This is a genomic window from Pseudomonas azerbaijanoccidentalis (assembly GCF_019145495.1).
GTDB classification, from domain to species: domain Bacteria; phylum Pseudomonadota; class Gammaproteobacteria; order Pseudomonadales; family Pseudomonadaceae; genus Aquipseudomonas; species Aquipseudomonas azerbaijanoccidentalis.
This window is the reverse complement of sequence record NZ_JAHSTU010000001.1, coordinates 606,018-626,036: the sequence shown is the minus strand read 5'-3', so window position 1 is coordinate 626,036 and position 20,019 is coordinate 606,018. Positions and strand designations below refer to the sequence as shown.

General features: G+C 57.7%; 16 protein-coding genes. 12 read left to right on the top strand and 4 right to left on the bottom strand.

From position 1 onward, the window contains the following. The first annotated feature begins 26 nt into the window (after positions 1-26). Positions 27-1,427: an aminotransferase-like domain-containing protein gene (locus KVG88_RS02685; protein ID WP_217870243.1), complete on the top strand. Its 1,401-nt coding sequence runs from the start codon at positions 27-29 to the stop codon at positions 1,425-1,427. Between the two features lie 141 nt (positions 1,428-1,568). Continuing rightward, complete coding sequence (gene pgm / locus KVG88_RS02680) at positions 1,569-3,215, top strand: phosphoglucomutase (alpha-D-glucose-1,6-bisphosphate-dependent) (protein ID WP_150700467.1); 1,647 nt, start codon at positions 1,569-1,571, stop codon at positions 3,213-3,215. Between the two features lie 154 nt (positions 3,216-3,369). Here pgm and KVG88_RS02675 read toward each other — a convergent pair whose 3' ends face one another. After that, positions 3,370-4,065, bottom strand: coding sequence for a pirin family protein (locus tag KVG88_RS02675; protein WP_217870242.1), 696 nt, complete (start codon positions 4,063-4,065; stop codon positions 3,370-3,372). Positions 4,066-4,341: 276 nt separating this feature from the next. On the opposite strand from KVG88_RS02675, the gene KVG88_RS02670 reads away from it, so the two are divergent. Further along, a complete protein-coding gene (locus KVG88_RS02670) occupies positions 4,342-6,810 on the top strand; it encodes a UvrD-helicase domain-containing protein (RefSeq protein ID WP_217870241.1) in 2,469 nt (822 codons plus the stop codon). An 81-nt stretch (positions 6,811-6,891) separates the two neighbouring features. Here the strand turns inward: KVG88_RS02670 and KVG88_RS02665 are convergent, their stop codons facing one another. Further along, positions 6,892-7,164: a DUF1652 domain-containing protein gene (locus tag KVG88_RS02665; RefSeq protein WP_034148820.1), complete on the bottom strand. Its 273-nt coding sequence runs from the start codon at positions 7,162-7,164 to the stop codon at positions 6,892-6,894. A 263-nt stretch (positions 7,165-7,427) separates the two neighbouring features. Between KVG88_RS02665 and KVG88_RS02660 the strand changes: the two genes are divergently transcribed. The 5 genes from KVG88_RS02660 to KVG88_RS02640 all read left to right on the top strand — a co-directional run bounded on the left by KVG88_RS02660 (position 7,428) and on the right by KVG88_RS02640 (position 11,775). Next, positions 7,428-8,243 carry a helix-turn-helix domain-containing protein gene (locus KVG88_RS02660; RefSeq protein WP_217870240.1) on the top strand — a complete coding sequence of 272 codons (816 nt, stop codon included), beginning with the start codon at positions 7,428-7,430 and terminating at the stop codon, positions 8,241-8,243. 50 nt (positions 8,244-8,293) lie between these two features. After that, a complete protein-coding gene (locus KVG88_RS02655; protein ID WP_217870239.1) occupies positions 8,294-9,700 on the top strand; it encodes an NAD(P)/FAD-dependent oxidoreductase in 1,407 nt (468 codons plus the stop codon). A gap of 27 nt (positions 9,701-9,727) precedes the next feature. Next, entirely contained in the window at positions 9,728-10,069 is a 342-nt protein-coding gene (locus KVG88_RS02650; protein ID WP_033054953.1) for a cupin domain-containing protein, read from the top strand. Between the two features lie 71 nt (positions 10,070-10,140). Then, entirely contained in the window at positions 10,141-11,226 is a 1,086-nt protein-coding gene (locus tag KVG88_RS02645; protein WP_217870238.1) for a polyamine ABC transporter substrate-binding protein, read from the top strand. 90 nt (positions 11,227-11,316) lie between these two features. Then, positions 11,317-11,775 (top strand): REP-associated tyrosine transposase, encoded by a 459-nt coding sequence (locus tag KVG88_RS02640; RefSeq protein WP_217870237.1) that lies wholly within the window; start codon positions 11,317-11,319, stop codon positions 11,773-11,775. A gap of 165 nt (positions 11,776-11,940) precedes the next feature. Here KVG88_RS02640 and KVG88_RS02635 read toward each other — a convergent pair whose 3' ends face one another. Then, positions 11,941-12,165, bottom strand: a complete 225-nt coding sequence (locus tag KVG88_RS02635) for a YgdI/YgdR family lipoprotein (protein WP_150700459.1) — start codon at positions 12,163-12,165, stop codon at positions 11,941-11,943. Between the two features lie 208 nt (positions 12,166-12,373). Here KVG88_RS02635 and KVG88_RS02630 point away from each other — a divergent pair, with 208 nt between their 5' ends. From KVG88_RS02630 to KVG88_RS02615, 4 genes are all read left to right on the top strand, one after another. Then, the gene (locus tag KVG88_RS02630) at positions 12,374-14,026 is read left to right on the top strand and encodes a VRR-NUC domain-containing protein (protein ID WP_367616824.1); all 1,653 of its coding nucleotides are present in this window, start codon (positions 12,374-12,376) and stop codon (positions 14,024-14,026) included. Further along, positions 14,023-16,302 carry an ATP-dependent DNA helicase gene (locus KVG88_RS02625; protein ID WP_217870236.1) on the top strand — a complete coding sequence of 760 codons (2,280 nt, stop codon included), beginning with the start codon at positions 14,023-14,025 and terminating at the stop codon, positions 16,300-16,302. Before KVG88_RS02630 ends, KVG88_RS02625 begins: the two co-directional genes overlap by 4 nt. A gap of 128 nt (positions 16,303-16,430) precedes the next feature. Next, complete coding sequence (locus KVG88_RS02620; protein WP_217870235.1) at positions 16,431-17,333, top strand: zeta toxin family protein; 903 nt, start codon at positions 16,431-16,433, stop codon at positions 17,331-17,333. Between the two features lie 93 nt (positions 17,334-17,426). Next, entirely contained in the window at positions 17,427-19,349 is a 1,923-nt protein-coding gene (locus KVG88_RS02615; RefSeq protein WP_217870234.1) for a hybrid sensor histidine kinase/response regulator, read from the top strand. A 50-nt stretch (positions 19,350-19,399) separates the two neighbouring features. Here KVG88_RS02615 and KVG88_RS02610 read toward each other — a convergent pair whose 3' ends face one another. Then, entirely contained in the window at positions 19,400-19,876 is a 477-nt protein-coding gene (locus KVG88_RS02610; RefSeq protein WP_217870233.1) for a PA2171 family ribosome-binding persister protein, read from the bottom strand. Between the last annotated feature and the right edge of the window lie 143 nt (positions 19,877-20,019).

Genomic DNA, 20,019 nt, shown 5'->3' with positions numbered 1-20,019 from the left:
AATTACCGCGCCTGCGGCCTGTCCCCATGAAAGCGCCGCGTGAAACCGACTTCGCGTATCAGGCGGTCTATCGCTACCTGGCCCAGCTCATCGATGAACCCGTCAATGATGCGCGCGTACGCTTGCCTTCGTTGCGGCAATTGGCGGAGCGGTTGAATGTATCGATCTCGACCATTCAGTACGCGTACGCGCTACTGGAAAAAGAAGGTCGGGTGTATTCGGTGGCCAAGTCAGGCTACTTCGCGCAACCGGTGCCTGCTGCAAACACGCTTTACAGCGGTAATGATTTGCTCGAGAGCCTCTATGTCAACGCTCGTCGCCCGGGCATGCTGGTCCTGAGCACCGACGACCCGGCGATGTTGCAGCCCATCGACAGCCCGTTGTTGCTGCTGGAGCGCGAGTTGCTGCGTCAGTATCCAAGACAGCCGCAAACGCATTCCCAGCCCTGCGGTGAACTGGAATTGCGCAGGGCACTGGCGGCGCGCTACACCACTTCGCCGTTGCGTTGCTGGCACGCTGACGATGTCTACATCGGCGCCGATCTTCGTGGTGTGCTGGAAATCCTGATCGCGGTGCTGGCGCTCAAGGGCGCCACAGTCGTGGTCGAATCACCGTGTGACTGGGGAATCCTTCGTTTATTGGAAACGGCAAGTGTTCGAGTCATCGAATGGCCGGTGATGGTTGACGGGGGGCTCGACCACGACCTCCTCGAGGAGCTGCTGGAAGTCGAGCCCGTGCGTCTGGTGATGGTTTCATCCTCCCTGAACATGCCCAGGGGCAGCCTGGCCTCCGACGACAACCGCGACGCTATCGCGCAATTGTTGAGGCAGCATGACTGCTGGGTGCTGGAAAACGACTGTTATGCAGAGCTTGGATTCGAACCCGGTGGTTTGCGATTCCGCGATTTGCTGGCGCCGGAGCGCTTGATCGTGTTTTCCACCTTCGAAAAAATCATGGGGCCGGAAGCGCCCTTTGGTTACTTGCTTTCACGTCATTTGGGCGTGGAGTTGCAGCGCCACTTCCTATTGCGTGCTTTCCGCTTGTCTGCGATTCGCCAGAAAGCCATCGCCCGCTTGTATGGCAACGGACGCATCGATCAGCACCTGCAATTGCTGCGGCGCCGGCTCAAGGACGGCAAGGTGCAGATGATCCAGTTGCTGCAAGAGCGACTGGTCGACACTGTGCGTTTCGTAGAGCCGCAGGGCGGTGCTACCGTGTGGGTGCGCCCGGTGCGTCGGGTGGATGTGCGTCAGGTGTTCCAGCGTCTGCTTAAGCAGCAAGTGGTTGTCGCGCCGGGAGAGCTGTTCAGCCTCCAGGGTTTGCACGCACAACATCTGCGTTTGAGCCATAGCGTTGGTAACGAACAAGAGCTCGCGCATGCCTTGGGTTTGCTGGCCGACGCGCTGCGAATGGAGTCGATGGGTTGAGCGCAAAACCGCGTCTCGCGCAATGCTCGCGTTTTATAACATTGTGCGAGCGGCGGGCCGGGATCGATAACGTCGCGCGGCGGTCAAACTGCCAGTAAACTGCGTTCCAATTCCTGAACCACTCTATTTCAGAGGTTTTGCATGACACTCAGTCAATATGCGGGTAAACCGGCTCCGGCAGAATTGTTGGTCGACATCCCGCGACTGGTTACGGCGTATTACACCGGCCAGCCTGATGCCGCCATTTCGACCCAGCGCGTGGCTTTTGGCACGTCTGGGCACCGAGGCAGCTCCTTCGACCTGAGTTTCAACGAATGGCACGTTCTGGCCATCAGCCAGGCGATCTGCTTGTATCGCGAAGCGCAGGGCATCGATGGTCCGCTGTTTGTCGGCATTGACACCCATGCGCTGTCTACTCCGGCAGGTGCCAGCGCGCTGGAAGTGCTGGCCGCCAACGGCGTGACCGTGATGATCGCCGAAGGCGACGAATACACCCCGACCCCGGCGATTTCCCACGCGATTCTCTGCTACAACCGCGGGCGCACCTCGGGCCTTGCGGACGGCATCGTCATCACGCCGTCGCACAACCCGCCGCAAAGCGGTGGTTACAAATACAACCCCACCAACGGTGGCCCGGCCGATACCCACATCACCAAGTGGATCGAAGCCAAGGCCAATGAACTGCTGAGCAACAAGCTCGCGGGCGTCAAACGTATCAGCTACGAGCAAGCGTTGAAGGCCAGCACCACCCACCGTCACGATTATCTGAACACCTACGTTGCCGACCTGATCAACGTCATCGACTTCGATGCCATCCGCGATGCCAAATTGCGCCTGGGTGTCGATCCGCTGGGCGGAGCAGGGGTGCGCTACTGGTCGGCGATTGCCGAGCATTACCGCCTGGACCTGGACGTGGTGAACACTCAGGTCGATCCGACCTTCCGCTTCATGACGGTCGACTGGGATGGCCAGATTCGCATGGACCCATCGTCCACTCACGCCATGCAGGGCCTGATCGGACTGAAAGAGCGCTTTGATGTGGCGTTTGCCTGCGATCCGGATCACGACCGTCACGGCATCGTAACGCCGTCCGGTGGTCTGCTGGCGCCGAACAATTACCTGGCGGTGTCCATTGATTACCTGTTCCAGAACCGCCCGCAATGGCGCGCCGATGCCGCCGTCGGCAAAACCGTGGTCAGCAGCGGCCTGATCGATCGTGTGGCCAAGCGCCTGGGTCGTCGCTTGTATGAAGTGCCGGTTGGCTTCAAATGGTTCGCGGATGGATTGTTCGACGGTTCGCTGGGCTTTGGCGGTGAAGAAAGCGCCGGGGCCTCGTTCCTGCGTAAGGATGGCGGCGTCTGGAGCACCGACAAGGACGGTTTGATCCCGGCGTTGTTGGCCGCTGAAATGACCGCTCGCACCGGCCGCGACCCGAGCCAGGCCTATCGCGCCCTGACCGATGAGCTGGGTGAGCCGTTCTCGGTGCGCGTCGACGCCAAGGCCAATCCGCAGCAGAAAGCCCTGCTGAGCAAGTTGTCGCCGGATCAGGTCACCTCGACCGAACTGGCGGGCGAAGCCATCCAGAGCATCCTTAGTCATGCGCCAGGTAACGATCAGGCGATTGGCGGCCTGAAGGTCATGACCGAGAACGGCTGGTTCGCGGCGCGTCCATCGGGCACTGAGGATATCTACAAGATCTACGCCGAAAGCTTTATCAGCGATGACCACCTCAAGCAATTGGTGGCAGAGGCTCAGACGTTGGTGGATGGCGCTATTTCTGGGAAGTAGCTGACGGCCTCATCGCGGGCAAGCCCGCTCCCACAAGGATTGCGCAATACCCTGTAGGAGCGGGCTTGCCCGCGATGGCGTCAGTCGAAGCACCGCTGAATAAAAAGGGGCGACCATTAACGGTCGCCCCTTTTTTTGCCCGAAAACTATCAGATCAAGCCAGATCCACCAACACGATCTCGCTGTCCTCAATGGCCGTGACGCGCAGCACCTGCTCATCGGCAACCGCAACACCGTCGCGAGCTTGTGCACGCAAGCCGTTGATTTCAATGACACCGGTGGCCGGTACCAGATAAGCGCGACGACCACTGTCCAAACGGTATTCAGCGGTTTCACCGGCCTTCAGGTTCGCCGCCACCAAACGGGCATCGGCACGGATACGCAGACTCTGATCATCGCCGGCCTTGCCACTGGCCAGGGTCACGAAACCTTCGCGCTGACCTTTGGGGAACGGTTTGGCGCCCCACGAAGGTGCCAGGCCGGATTCGTTGGGGATGATCCAGATCTGGAAGATCTTGGTCGGCGTTGCTTCCAGGTTGTATTCGCTGTGGGCGATCCCGGTGCCGGCGCTCATGACCTGAACGTCCCCGGCTTCGGTGCGGCCCTTGTTGCCCAGGTTGTCCTGGTGGGTAATCGCACCTTCACGCACGTAGGTGATGATTTCCATGTCCCGGTGCGGATGCTGCGGGAAACCGGTGCCGGGAGCGATCACGTCATCGTTCCACACCCGCAGGTTGCCCCAGTTCATACGTTTGGGGTCGTGGTACTCGGCGAACGAAAAGTGATGATGGGCATCCAACCAGCCGTGGTGAGCGCCACCCAACGAGTTGAAAGGTCTGAGTTCAAGCATGATCGTCTCCTGAAAGGTTCGTCATGGGCGCTATGCGGGGTCCATGAAGCGAGACCGGTGGTTGATGACGGCCATCATCCAGCAGGCAACAATCGATAAAAAGCGTAAAAAATGCCTCATAACAATCGAATGGATTGATATAAAACCCGCTCGAAACGTTCTCACCCAGCCTTCAGTTCATCGCATAAGCCAATGAGTCGTAAGCATTTCACTAGAACTCAAAGGCAAATCCAGACACCATAGCCTCAACCGTCTCAGACCCTGGAGTCCGTCCGCGTGGCGCAGCACACCCCCGATCTTCCACCTGAACTTCGTCCTCTGGCCGAGATGCCGCTGCTCAAGCGGTTGGCCGCCCGGTTTTTTGGTCATGGCTTGACTCGCCTTCGCGCACAGCACCGCGCCTCGTGGTTGCACGGCCAGGCGGACGGGTTTCGCAGCGGGCACATTGCCGGGGTGGATTACGGCTTTAAGGAAGGCAAGCTTGAAGGGCTGGAAGAAGGCCGGCAGGTGTTGCTGATACGCGACTCCCGCAGTACCGAGCATCGCCCGCCGAACATTGATGATCATTTGTTCGACGATTGGCGCCTGCCGTTGACCGCCGAACTGAAGAAACGCATGAAGGCCGACGTTGTCCGACTGTTGCCGCCTCACGCTCAACCGAGCGCTGCTCAGTGGAAGATGATCTTCAGTGATACGCCGTCGACCTCGGTGATCGCCGGCGCGGGTGCGGGCAAGTCGACCACGCTGGTGTTGCGTATCGTGTTGCTGACCCAGTACCTGGGATTCGAGCTGAGTTCGATGACGGTGGTGACCTTCACCCGCGAATCGCGCAAAGACTTCATTAACAAACTGATTGAGTTGTTTGCGCTGTGGGGGCGTGTGCTCAGCTTTAAAGAGGCGCGAGATCTGGTGCGGACCTTTCACTCGCGGATTCTGCCCATGGTGCGCAGCCTGCCGGGTTTCGAGCGTTTGCAAGCTTTCGAAAACCTCAGCCTGAGAGCGCAAGGCGCAGAGGAAGAGGTGGACAGCAATCCGTTCGACCTGCGCATCAACGATGCCCAGCGTCAGCAGCTCAATGCTTGCTATCACGCCTTGCATACCCGCGACGAACGCTTTCGCGAGTTGATCAAGCCGCTGTCGCGCCACGCCTTGCAGCTCAAGGAGCTGGAGCGCGACCACCCGGACGTGCAAAAACGCATGGCCGTGACCGAATTGGCCGCCAAGCGCGATGAAGAGCTCTGCGACACGATCGAGGACCTGTGGTTTCGAGCCAAAGCCTGGCCGATCAAGGGCATAGAGCCTAATCGTCAGACATTCGATATCAACGGCTCGACCTTCCATTGCCACGGCTACATTCCGTCGCTGGATGCCTGGGTGGTGCTGGGCTTCGATCCTCGGGAAAACCCGCAGGTGGCGCGTCCCAACGCTAAGCTGAGCGTGCGCGCGGAATGGGCGGTGAAACGCACCCTGTTTCAAGCTTTCTGCCGTAAGCCATTGATATGGCTTGATAGTTACGAATCATCAAAACGTGTTTTGGCTTCGCTGGCCGGGGATGCCAGTGCTGGGCCTGGTTTCGATTACAAGGTCAAGGGTGAGCTTGCTTCCGCACCCTTGCTCGACAGTTTTGTCGCTGCCGCCGGGTTTATCGAAAACCTCGGCCTCGACGTACCGACCGCCGTGGGCAAGATGAGCTTTGGCAAGGATGACCCGGACCGATTGTTCTTCGAGGCCTTGAGTCTGTTCTGGCGAGCGCTGGAAGACCATTTGCTCGACCAGAAGCCGCCGATCATGACCTACAACCGGATGTTCGCCCTGTTTAGCGAACACTCGCCGGAAAACCTCAAGTTGCTCAGCGATGAGTTATTGCGGCCGCTGTCGCATCTGATGATCGACGAATTTCAGGATGTATCGCCGCAGATTGTCTCGTGGATCCGCGCCAGCCTGGCGGAAATCCGCAGTCGCGGACCGGCCATGCACGTCGGTCGCGGAGCACAGCGCTCGTCGTTGCTGTGCGTAGGGGACGACTGGCAATCGATTTACGGTTGGCGCGGCAGTTCGCCGAGTTACTTCATGGAGTTCAACAAGGAGTTTTCGTCGCCAAGCACCACCAAAGTCATGCTCAGCGATAATTACCGCAGTCATCAGCACATCATCGACGCCGCCGAACACATCGTGCGTGCGGCGCCGGCGATCCCAGGCAAGAAGGCCAAGGCCAGCGGCGAGCCGAAGGCGTTGCTGCCGGTCAACGTGCTGGATCGGGATGACCAAGGCATGGCGCAAAGGCTGATGGAGCACTACCGAAAGGGCGATTCGATCTTGATGCTTTATCGAAAAAGTAGCGATAAGTCATTGATAGAGGGGCATATTCAGCCTGTAGTTAATGTTGATTCTAGCTTGCCGTATGACGCGCGGCGCATTAAGCAATTGACCTACCACAGCGCCAAAGGCTTGCAGGCAGACGCGGTTTTTCTGCTTGGCGATTGCCAGCACCTGACCAGTTCACCATACAAAAATCAGGTGTATCGCATGGCGGGCCTGGGCAAGGCTGGGGACAACGAGCCGTACGACAATGCGCAGAAAGATGAAATTCTGCGCCTGGCCTACGTCGGTATTACCCGCGCCGTGAGTCATTGCTACTGGTATGTCGATACCCCGGACAATCAAGCCGCCAACATGCCCAAGGCCTCCGACCGGATCGGTAAGGGCAAGGCGTTCTTTGCCGATCATCGCCAAGGCCAAGCATAGGAGCTGCCGAAGGCTGCGATTTGTGAATTTCGCCCAACAAAAAGCCCACATAAACGTGGGCTTTTTTTGTGCTCGTAACCTTCAGGCGTAACTCCTGAGGGCCACCGGGGGAATGAACGCTTCAAGTTCATCTTCCACGGCTTCGATGATTCGCTCCACATCGGCGGCATTCATCACCGTCGCACACGGGATACCGGCTATGGCGATCATGGTCTCGCCAGTTGCTCGATCAAACAAACGGGCAATCATGCTGCCCGGCGCATCCATGCTCGCCTCGAAACCCATGGGATGAAAATGCCAGCGCATCAGCTGGCAGGCGTTTGGAAAAGTGACTTTGCTGAACCCTTTATTCATGTGTTGCCCGCCTTCTTCATCGAGCGCTTCCTTTAGCTCACGTTAGGAGGGAAGAGCCTTCAATGGCTCAACCGATGACAGACTTTAAAAGTAGCACCTGAATGTGAAAAAAATGTGGAATTTTCAGGCCGTTTGGCGATTGCGTCGCATTTTTTATTCTTGGCCTATTGCGCAAACGTTTACGCAAAAAAGCCGCTGCCCGTTTAGTCATTGAAGCGAAAGCCGAAGTTGGGCAAGCTCGGCTTTTTCAGGTCGAGAGCTTTATGCACGCCGAGGATGACGGCCCGCAACAAACCCAGGCCACGGCCGAGACGGTCATGCGCTATCACTTGCGCTGGAAGCACCGGGATCTGGACGGGGTCATGGCGCTGTATCACCCCGAGATTCAGTACAACGATTTTTTCCAGAACCAGGTGATGGGCCTTGAGCAATTGCGCGAATACGTGCGCAGCAGCATGCCCCGCGATCCGGATGAAGCCCTGGAACATTCGGACCGCATTCGCCTGGACGGCAACACCGCGTTCATTCAGTACCGCATCACTCTGCGTGGCGGCGAGGGGCTTGTGTCGTTTCGTGCCAGTGAGGCGATTACCGTCAAGGACGGGCTGATCTGGCGGGTCAACGAGTACGCTTCGCTGGTGCATGAACAGCCGGCCAGCAAAAGCAGCGGCACTCAGCGGCCGGCGGTCAGTCGACTCGGTTTGTCGCCGCGACAGCTCAGCTTCATGGCTGAAGACCTGCAGCAATACTTCCAGCGCCAGCAACCCTATCTCGACCCCGAGCTTGACCTGCAACGTGTAGCCAAGGAATGCGGCTACAGCCGCAATCAGATTTCCTACCTGCTCAATCAAGTGCTGGGGCAGAGCTTCTATCGCTACGTCAACCAGGCGCGTCTGCAACACCTGCTCGCGGCGCTGGACAACGCCGCGCCACCGCTGCGCATTGACGAGCTGGCGTTCGCTGCCGGGTTCAATTCACTGTCAGCGTTCTACAGTTGTTTCCGCCAACACACCGGCCTGTCGCCCAAGGCTTACGCCAAACAAATTTCTTTGCGTGCACGCGCGCAAGACAGCGCTTAAGCCCTCGCACTAGGATCAACGCCATCGAAGTTTCAGTGGCGGAGTCTTGCATGCCGGCGTGGCGCACTATCAGTTTGTGGATGGACCAACTCGACGAGCCGTTGCTGGCGCGGCCGGCGTTGGAACAGGATCTGGACCTCGACGTCGCGATTGTCGGCGCTGGCTACACCGGTTTATGGACGGCTTACTACCTCAAACGTCTGGCTCCCGGGTTGAATATCGCCATCATCGAAGCGCAGACCGCCGGGTTTGGCGCATCAGGGCGCAATGGCGGTTGGTTGATGGGCAACCTGTTGGGCGAGGATCGGCTATTGGCCGACCTGTCGCCTGAACAGCGCCGGGCTTCCTATGATTTGCTGCACAACATTCCGGATGAGGTAGAGATTGTCCTGGAACGTGAAGGCATCAACTGTGATTACCGCAAGGGCGGGGCACTTTACTGCGCGGCCCGTTATCCGGAACAGCAAACCAGCCTGCGACAGTATCTGGACAAACTCTACAAGCAAGGGCTCAACGAAAACGATTACCGCTGGCTCAGCCCTGAGCAACTGGCGCAGCAGATTCGCGTCGCCAAACCCTACGGCGGCATCTACGCGCCGCATGTGGCGACGATTCATCCGGCCAAACTGGTACGGGGCCTGGCGCGGACGGTCGAGCGCATGGGGGTGCGGATCTATGAGAACAGCCCCGTGACGCAATGGCAGTCCGGCAGTCTGCGCACGGCGAAAGCTTCGGTGCGCAGTCGCTGGGTGGTGCCGGCAGTAGAAGGCTATTCGGTGACGCTGCCGCCATTAGGTCGTTATCAATTACCGGTGCAAAGCCTGATTGTCGCTACCGAACCACTGTCTGCTGCAACCTGGGACGAAATCGGTCTGAGCGGTGGCCAGGCGTTCAGTGAAAGCAGCCGTCAGGTCACCTACGGCCAACGCACCGCAGACAACCGGTTGATCTTCGGCGCCCGGGGCGGCTATCAGTTTGCCGGCAAGTTACGCCATGACTTCGACCTGACAAGCAGCGAAATCGAGCTGCGTCGCTATCTGTTCGGCGAACTGTTCCCGCAACTCAAGAACGTGCAAATCACCCACGGCTGGGGCGGCAACCTTGGCATGTCCCGGCGTTTCAAACCGCACATGCTCTGCGATCAGGCCAGTGGCATTGCCTTGTCGGGTGGCTATGGCGGCGAGGGCGTAGGTGCCAGCAACCTGGGCGGGCGGACATTGGCCGACCTGATCCTGCAACGCGACACCGAGCTGGTCCGTCAGCCGTGGGTCATTCCCCAGGGCCGTCTCGATTCGCTTCGGGCCTGGGAGCCCGAACCGTGCCGCTGGCTCGGTTACAACGCAATCATTCGCAGCTTTGTCCACGAAGACCAGACCCTTGCCAACCCGGCCACTGCACCTTGGCGGCGCAAACTCGCCAGTGGAGTGGCGGGGTTCATGGAAGGTTTCATGCAGTAAACGCGTTCTACAACCACAGGTATTCCCATGAGCATCACGCAATTCAAAAACACCGCAACCCTGAAGCTGGAGGAGTCGAACCCGGTCGCCGTGCCACTCGGTACGCCTGTGGCTGTGGCGTCGACCACCAGTGTCGAACGCGACGACGGCGTCGAGACCGGCGTTTGGGAATGTACTCCGGGTCGCTGGCGGCGGCAGATCGTTGCCCAGGAATTCTGTCACTTCATCCAGGGACGCTGCACCTTCACTCCGGACGATGGCGAAACCCTGCACATCGAAGCCGGCGATGCATTGATGTTGCCCGCCAATAGCCTCGGCATCTGGGATATCCAGGAAACCGTGCGCAAGACCTACGTTTTGATTTTCTGAATTCTTTTAAAAACAAAAGCTGATCCTTTGATTGCCTGCCAACAAAAACAAACCCATACAGGAATCGACTCATGATCCGAAAGACACTGACACTGGCCCCGCTGATGCTGGTCGCATCCATCAGCCAGGCGGCTGACACGGTGAAAATCTACAACTGGTCGGACTACATCGCGCCGGACACCACCAAGAATTTCCAGAAAGAAACCGGCATCGCTTTCACCTACGACGTCTACGACAGTAACGAAACCCTCGATGGCAAGCTGATGACCGGCAAATCCGGTTACGACGTGGTGTTCCCGTCCAACCACTTCATGGCGCGGCAGATCGAAGGCGGGGCGCTGAAGAAGCTCGACAAGAGCCAGTTGCCGAACTGGAAGAACCTCAACCCGGTGCTGCTCAAGGCCCTGCAAACCAATGATCCGGGCAACGAACACGGCTTCCCGTACCTGTGGGGCAGCACCGGCATCGGCTACAACATTGCCAAAGTCAAAACGGTGTTGGGCGATAACGCGCCGGTGGATTCCTGGGACCTGATCTTCAAACCGGAAAACATGCAAAAGCTGCAAAAGTGCGGCGTGGCCATCCTCGATAACGGCCCTGAACTGTTACCAGCAGCGCTCAACTACCTGGGCCTGCCGCATCACAGCAAAAACCCGGAAGACTACAAAAAGGCTGAAGCCTTACTGATGAAGGTCCGGCCTTATGTCAGCTACTTCCATTCGTCCAAGTACACCAGCGACCTGGCCAATGGTGACATCTGCGTGGCGGTCGGCTTCTCCGGCGACATCCTGCAGGCGGAAAACCGCGCGAAAGAAGCCAAGAACGGCGTCGACATCGGTTACGCGATTCCCAAGGAAGGCGCAGCCATCTGGTTCGACATGGTCGCCATGCCCGTCGATGCCCCGGACGAGAAGGCCGGCTATGCCTTCATGAACTACCTGCTGCGCCCGGACGTGATGGCCAGCATCACTAACTACGTGCATTACGCCAACGGCAACGAACAGGCCGATAGTTTGATCGACCCGACAATTAAGAACGACACCAAGGTCTACCCGAGCCCGGAAATGATGGGCAAGTTGTTCGCCCTGGAAGCCATGCCCCTGAACATCGACCGGATTCGTACGCGGGTCTGGAACAAGATTCGTACGGGTAGTTGATCAGTCAAGTCTTGTAGCTTTTTGCTGGTGCGATCGAACGTTTTATAACGTTAAATTCCCTGCCTCTTTCGATGGAATGGAGGCAAGGGAATGCCTGAGTGTTTGAAGGCCGCTGATCTTCGCATTGGTCGTTACTCGGAATCGGGACGCGTTTATCTGTTAACAGCGGTGGTTGATCAGCGGAAGCCGGTTTTCTCTGATTGGCGGTTGGGCAGGTTGGTTGTCGGGGAATTGCATCGGGCGCAGGAGGACGGTCTGGCTGTTTTTCTGGCTTGGGTAGTGATGCCGGATCATCTGCATTGCCTTGTGCAGTTGCAGGATAAAACGTTGGGTGAGCTGATGTGCAGAATCAAGTCCCGCAGCAGTCTGGCCGTGAATCAAGCGCTGAAGCGGCGAGGGCGCCTTTGGCAAAAGGGCTATCACGATCGCGCCGTTCGCCGGGAACAAGACGTCAAAAGTCTTGCTCGATATATCGTCGCCAACCCCATCCGCGCAGGGCTTGTTCAGCGAGTTCATGACTATCCGTTATGGGACGCGTGTTGGCTCTGATGACTGAGCCTGCAGGTTTGCGGCTGCTTCGCAACCGAACGCAGCCTTCGGCAGCTGCTACAGGGTGGACGCTGGCTTTTGTAGCAGCTGGCGAAGCCTGCGTCCGGCCGCGTAGCGGTCGTTATCCACACATCAGCTTGCTCGCGATGATCGATGACGTGCGCTTCAGTCTTCCTGGCGAATCGTGGTCACTTCGTCAGCCTTGACCTTGACCTTCGCCCCGGAAATATCCTCGAACTCGAAGAAGCCATCCTTGGTCTTGGTTTTCGGCATGTCCTTGGTCAAATACTGGGTGCCGTTCTGCAGGGTCACCACGGTGGGCGTCGAGCAACCGGCTAATGCCAGAAAGGCTGCTGCCGCCAGGGGCAATCCCAGAGTCTTGATATTCATAACCACCTCTCAAACAAAGAAACGCTGTGCCTGTAGCGCACGACAGCACCTGTAACGCGGTTGGTGCCGTGGATCGACAAAAAGTTCGCCACGGCGGAAAAAATACCTCGCAGCGCCGCCGCTTATCCTTTTCCGTTTGCACCGGGCAGGCCGTTGCTGGTATCTGTACGCATAACCAGTATTTCGCTTGCCATGGCCGCCATTTCCTGTGACTGCAAATCCCCTCGACGATCCGTTCTATTACTTGAACAACTTCATGCAAGTCATTGATTGGCTTGAACATCGCTACGCCGACGTGTTGACCGAAGAAGAGCACTGCTTTATTCGCGACTTCAAGGGGCTGGCACGCGAATCCCGTGCATTGCTGGTGCGGATGGTCATGCGCAAGGGCATTCATTTCAGGGCCGGCAAACTGCATTACACCGAGATTGGTGACATCGCCGACGCTGCCGGCCCGCTGCTGGGGCTGGGTTGGGTCGATGAACAGATGCCGCTGTCGATCGAAGAACTGTTCGATGTGCTGCTCAAGGCCGAGATCCTCGAGTGCCTGGGTTCGGTAATCGATCAACCCAAGGGGAAAAAGACCGATTGGCTGCCGGCGCTGAGTGATCGATTCCCTGAGGCGCGCAGTTTCAATCAGTGGTCTCCTGCGCTGGACGACCGCTTGTTCAGCCTGACCATCATGAGCTTGTGTGATCGCCTGCGCTTGATGTTTTTTGGCAATCTTTACCAGGATTGGTCCGAGTTCGTGCTGGCCGACCTTGGCATCTTTACCTACGAAAAGGTCGAGTTTTCCGCCGATTCCCGAGGCTTGCGTAGCCGTGAGGACGTAGACGCCTGCATGTACCTTTACCAATGCCAGCAACTGTTCGAAGCGGGCGAGGCGCTGGCTGATGTCGTTGCGCAGGTAAACGGGCTGGCATTGAGCAACCCTTGGCTGCAAAGGCGTCGCGATAAGCTGCTGTTCCAGATCGCTCAGCATTGCGAGCGCATTGCCGATTTCGCCTCGGCGCTGGCGCTGTATCGTCAATGCCGATACCCCGGCGCGCGGCTGAGGTTGATCCGCGTGCTGGAGCGCTGCGCAGAATATGCGTTGGCGCTGGAGCTGGCCACCGATGCCGAGCGAGCGCCGGAGAGCGCCGCCGAGCAACAGGGCCTGCTCCGGGTGCTGCCAAGGCTGCGACGCAAGCTCGGTGGCCCGCCAATGAAACGCGCATCGCCCCGGCAAATGCTGCGGCTGGACCTGCAATTGCCGCGAACCGATTTGGCCTTATCGGTGGAACATTACGTACAGACGCACCTCTCGCAAGACGAGGCACCGGTGCATTACGTAGAAAACACTTTGATCAACTCGCTGTTTGGCCTGTTGTGCTGGCCGGCGATTTTCGCACCGTTGCCCGGGGCCTTTTTCCACCCGTTCCAGCGCGGGCCGGTGGACCTGCTCAACGAGGATTTCCACGAACGCCGCTCCAACCTGTTCCAGGCGTGCCTGGCGCAACTCGACGACGGTCGTTATCGGCACACCATCCAGGAGCGCTTTATCGAAAAGTGGGGCGTGCAGTCGCCGTTCGTATTCTGGGGCGTGCTCAGCGAAGAATTACTCGCACAGGCGCTGGACTGTTTGCCGGCGGAACATCTCAAGCACTGGTTCAATCGACTGCTGCTTGACATCAAGGCCAATCGCGCCGGCATGCCGGACCTGATCCAGTTCTGGCCGCAGGAAAAAACCTACCGCATGATCGAAGTCAAAGGCCCGGGAGATCGCTTGCAGGATAACCAGTTGCGCTGGCTGGAGTTCTGCCATGAACACCACATGCCGATTGCCGTGTGCTACGTGCAATGGGCGGAGCAAGACGCTTGAGCTACAGCATTGCCGTGCGCGCGCTGTGTGAGTTCACCGCGAAGGTCGGCGACCTGGACCTGCACTTCACACCGTCGCCGACGGCGCTCGAAGGCATTGTCGGCCATCGCACGGTGGCCTCCCGGCGCAGCGAGGGCTATCAAAGTGAAGTCGCGCTGGAAGGGTTGTTCAAGAGCCTGAAGGTCAAGGGCAGGGCGGACGGTTACGATCCGGGGCAAAACTGCCTCGAAGAAGTCAAAACCTACCGTGGCGACTTGAGCAAACAACCGGACAATCACCGTCAACTGCACTGGGCCCAGGCAAAAATCTACGGTTGGTTGATGTGCCAAAAACTGCAACTTGAGCAGATCAACCTGGCGCTGGTGTACTTCGACATCGTCAGCGAAAAGGAAACCTGTCTGGTCGAGGGTTTCACCGCCGAGCAACTGCGGCTGTTTTTCGAGCAGCATTGCAGTCTGTTTTTGCACTGGGCCGAACAGGAAATGGCCCATCGCGAAGCGCGTAATCGTGCGGCGCAGCAACTGGCGTTTCCCCATGCCGGTTTCCGGCCGGGCCAGCGTCATCTCGCCGAATCGGTGTTCAAGGCCGTCAGCACCGGCCGATGCCTGATGGCCCAGGCACCGACCGGGATCGGCAAAACCGTTGGCACCCTGTTTCCAATGCTCAAGGCTCTGGCACCGCAGCAACTGGACAAGGTGTTCTTTCTCACAGCGAAAACCCCCGGGCGCAAACTGGCTTTGGACGCCGCGCAAGTGATTGCCCGAAGTGCCGACGCACCGCCCTTGCGGGTGCTGGAGATGGTCGCCCGGGACAAGGCTTGCGAGCATCCGGGCAACGCCTGCCATGGCGAGTCCTGCCCGCTGGCGCGGGGGTTCTATGATCGCTTGCCCGCCGCACGCCTGGCTGCCAGCCATGTGCACATGCTGGACCAGAGTGCGCTGCGTGAAGTCGCCCTGGCGCACGACGTCTGCCCTTACTACTTGAGCCAGGAAATGGCGCGCTGGGCCGACGTGGTGGTGGCTGACTACAACTACTATTTCGATTTCAGTGCGTTGTTGTTCGGGCTCTGCCAGGCCAACCAATGGAAAGTCGCCGTATTGGTGGACGAGGCCCACAATCTGGTGGAGCGCGGCAGGCAGATGTACAGCGCCAGCCTCGACCAAGCGGCCCTCAACGATGTGCGAAAAATTGCCCCCGAGGCCTTGAAAAAACCGCTGCAACGGGTCAATCGTGAATGGAATGCATTGCATAACCAGCAACTCGGCGCCTATCAGGCCTATGACAAGGCTCCGGAAAAGCTGCTTCAGGCACTGTCGTCATGCAGTGCCAGTATCGGTGATTACCTGAACGATCATCCCCAAGGCCTGGACAGCGCATTACAGAACTTCTATTTCGAGATGCTGCAATTTGGCCGGGTGGCCGAGCTCTTTGATGAGCAGTACCTGTTCGATATCACCAAGCGCGACCTCGATCGAAAGCGCAACCTCTCGCAACTGTGTCTGCGCAACGTGGTGCCTGCCGGTTTCATTGGCCCACGCCTGACCACTGCACGCAGCACCGTGCTCTTCTCCGCAACCCTCAGCCCTCGGCACTATTACGCCGACTTGCTGGGCACACCGGCGAACACGGTATGCATTGACGTTGAATCGCCGTTTCATGCCGATCAGTTGCAAGTGCACATCGTCAACCGGATCTCCACCCGCTTTGTCCATCGCCAGGCATCGCTTGCACCCATCGTCGAGCTGATTGCCCAGCAGTTCAGCCAGCGGCCTGGCAACTACCTGGCCTTTTTCAGCAGTTTCGATTACTTGCAGCAAGTCGCGCAGTTGTTGGCCGAACGACATCCGCAGATCAACCTGTGGTCGCAGTCGCGTGGCATGGGTGAAGAACAGCGCCAGCAATTTCTCGATCAATTCACCGAAAACAGCCAGGGTGTCGGTTTCGCCGTGCTTGGCGGAGCGTTTGGCGAAGGCATCGATTTGCCCGGCGCGCGACTGATAGGCGCGTTCATCGCCACCCTCGGGCTGGCACAGCTCAACCCGGTCAATGAACAACTGAAACGGCGCATGGCTGCGATTTTCGGTGCCGGCTACGACTACACCTATCTTTATCCCGGAGTACAAAAAGTGGTCCAGGCCGCAGGCCGGGTGATTCGCACCCAGCAGGATCAAGGGGTGGTGATGTTGATCGATGACCGCTTCGGCGAGAGCAAGGTCAAGCAATTGCTTCCGCGTTGGTGGTCGATTGAACCAGCGCTTTTTCACACCGGGCAGTAGGATTTTTTACCTTTAAAAACATTGACATACCTTGAAGCAATCAGCGATTTGAACAATCGTCGAAAGCACACTTTATTGAAAAGGCCGGTTATCACTTTCACCCGGCTCTTTGATAAGGAGATCAAGGCATGTCAGAAGCACCGAATTACACCTACACCGAAGCGGACGTCACCAAAGCGTTCGATCAAATCACGGCCACGCTGTTCGCCGGTAAAACCGCCGAGACCCCGCCAAAATTGTTGGTGACCGCAGGATTGCAGGGTTCAGGCAAAACCTACCTGCTGGAAAAGAGCCTGCTGCCTTCAGGGCGGTTTACCAATCATGTTCGCCTTTACCTGCCCGAGTACCGGGAAAAACACCCGCAATACACAGACATGATCAAGGAGGGTGTTCTGCATGCCTATGCCCATACAGAATCATTCGTTCGAGCGCTGGGCAATAAGCTCTTCGCCGAAGCAGTCACGCGACGGTACAACCTGATCATGGAGTGCGCGTTCGACGATGTTGGCTTTTCCGGCTTGGCGAGTATTGCTCCCGGCTATCAGCTCGAAGCCCATATCGTCGGCTGCGACCAGTCGTTTGCACACGTGTCGAGCATCAAGCGGGCACTCAGAAGCCTCGATAAAAAAGAACTCGAGCGGTTTGTCAGCTATTCGGCGCTGGAGACCAGCATGGATAACGCGCAGGCCATCCTGCTCGCGATTGAGGTCATCGCCAAAAAAGAGAGCGGCTCACAGATCCTTTTGTATGAACGCGGGCTTGGCGCATTGAAAGAGCGGACTTTAAAGGCCCACAGCACCTACACCAAAGATGCCGCAGGGAAACTGACCGTCACCGAGGCGACGAAGGCTTACGCCTACGCTGAATACAAAGCGGTTATCGACAATCGCCCCTATACCATGGCGGAGCGAGACGAAATGGTGAAGGAATGTCATTTGGCACTGATCAAGAGCGCAACCCATGCCAGCGAGGTGCCAGATTTTGCCTACAACGACCTGTACACCTACATCGAGAAATACGTGTACCGCTAACCGCTGGTGATAGCCCGATACATTGTATTAGGGCTTTCCAATTTTGCGCTTTGTCGCATACTCCTGAAAAAGCAAAGCGGATGTGAGGGGTCAATGAGCCAAGATCGAACCAATGGCAACGGCGTCGAAGAAAAGCGACTTCGTTTGTTGATCGATGCAGTGGTTGACTATGCGATCTACATGATTGATCCCGATGGCATCATCACCAGCTGGAACGCTGGCGCCAAACGTTTCAAGGGGTATGAAGAGGCCGAAATTCTGGGCCATCACTTCTCACGTTTTTACACCGATGAGGACCGCCGTGCCGGGCTGCCGCAAAAGGCCCTCGACACGGCGATTCGCGAAGGGCGCTTCGAAGGTGAGGGTTGGCGGGTGCGCAAGGATGGCTCGCATTTCTGGTCGCACGTCGTGATTGATCCGATTCTCGACCCGACGGGCAAGTTGCTGGGTTTCGCCAAGATCACCCGTGATCTGACAGACCGCAAAATGGCGGAAGAAACCCTTAAGCAAAGTGAACAGCAGTTCCGCTTGCTGGTGCAAAGTGTCACCGACTATGCCATCTATATGCTCGACCCGCGCGGGCACCTGACCAACTGGAACCTGGGCGCACAGCGCATCAAGGGCTACTTGCCGGAAGAAGTCATCGGTAAACACTTCTCCATGTTCTACACACCCGAAGACCGAGCAGCCGGGGAACCACTACGCACCCTGAGCATTGCTACCAATGAGGGGCGATTCGAAAACAAGGGCTGGCGCGTTCGCAAGGACGGCACGCGTTTTCTGGCGCATGTCGTGGTCGATCCGATCTGGGGCGAAACCGGCACCTTGCTGGGATTCGCCAAGATCACTCGCGACGTCACTGAAGTGACCCAGGCGCAACAAGCGCTGGAGCAAACCCGCGAAGCGCTGTTCCAGGCGCAGAAGATGCAGGCTATAGGACAACTCAGTGGCGGCATTGCCCATGACTTCAACAATTTGCTCACGGTGATCCTTGGCAATCTGGAGATTGTGCGAAAACGCCTGGCTGACGATCCGAAAATCGTTCGCCTGCTGGACAATGCCACCCAAGGTGCCCTGCGGGGTGTTTCGCTGACTCAGCGCATGCTGGCTTTTGCCAGGCGGCAGGAATTGAAATCCGAGCCGGTCGATCTCCCCGCGCTGATACAAGGTATTTCCGGGTTGTTACGTAGCTCGCTTGGGCCTTCCGTTGTCCTGGAAACCCGTTTTCCTCAAGGTGTCGAACCGGTCATGGCGGACGTCAACCAGCTCGAGCTGGCGTTGCTTAATCTTGCCACCAACGCCCGCGATGCCATGCCCAACGGCGGGACCATTACCATCAGTAGCCGTGAGGCCGAAGCCAGCGATGGCAATCGTCTTTCTTCGATTGCAGGCCGCTATGTGTGTTTGAGCGTGAGCGATACGGGTTTGGGCATGGATGAGGTAACTTTGGCATCGGCCATGGACCCGTTTTTCACCACCAAAGGGCTTGGCAAAGGCACCGGGCTGGGTTTGTCGATGGTCCATGGATTTATTGAGCAATTGGGCGGGCGCTTCATTCTCAAGAGTCGAAAAGACCACGGCACCACAGCTGAGATGTGGTTGCCCGTCGCGCTGGAGGGTTCCGCGTCGGCGCGGGTTGTCGAGCAAAACTCGACGCCAGATATCCCTCGGCTGTGCGTGTTGGTGATTGATGACGACAGTCTCGTTCTAACCAGTACGTGCCTGTTACTTGAAGACCTCGGCCATCGGGTCATTAGTGCAACCTCCGGGAGGCAGGGGCTCGAATTGTTCGAGGTCAATCCTTCGATTGATCTGGTGATCACCGACATGGCCATGCCGCAAATGAGTGGCGCACAACTGGCGGATGCGATTCGCCGATTGAAACCCGATGTACCGATCATCCTTGCCACGGGCTATGCCGAGCGACTGGAAGGTTTCGCTGCCGGGCTGCCGCGGCTGTCAAAGCCGTTCACCCAGCTCAACCTGGTGGAAACCATAGCGTCGGCGATGAAATAGCCGCATTAAAAAGGCCTGATATGAATCAGGCCCTTTTTTTGCGTCGTTTATCAGGCTGCCATGTGCTGAGCGCTGAATTCTTTTTTGAGCCGGGCTTTCAGAGTTTCCATTTCGGCGCCCAGTTCATCCAGCGTTGTTTTGCCCAGCAGCTTTTTCGCCTGGGGGAACATCTCGGTTTCTTCCTCTTCGATGTGATGTTCCAACAATTCCTTGACCACTTTAACCCGCCCCGAAAATTCCGGCGTGGAGGGATCGGTGACTTTCAGGTCCGGCAGGACCAGTGAATCAACGGTTCGGTGTTCTTCCTTGGCTTCGTAATACATGACGTCCTGCTCCTTGCCTCCGGCCTTTTTGTACGCGGGGTACAAGACGTCTTCTTCCAGGCGCGTGTGAATGGAGATTTCCATTTCCAGTTTGGCCAGTAACTCAGTGCGTTTTTTCACACCGCGCTCGGTGGATTCGCTCAATTGGCTCAGGATGTCTTTCACGCGTGCATGATCGGCTTTCAACAGGTCTATGGCATTCATGGTCAGTCTCTCAAGTCGTCACGGTTTGAGGTCAGCGAACGGTCTGCCGCTCATGAACATTGAGCATTTATCGTGCCTAACCTGACGAATCAAAAAGAGCCTTATAAATCAGAAACCTGCCGTGCCTGCTGGCCAATAGGGCC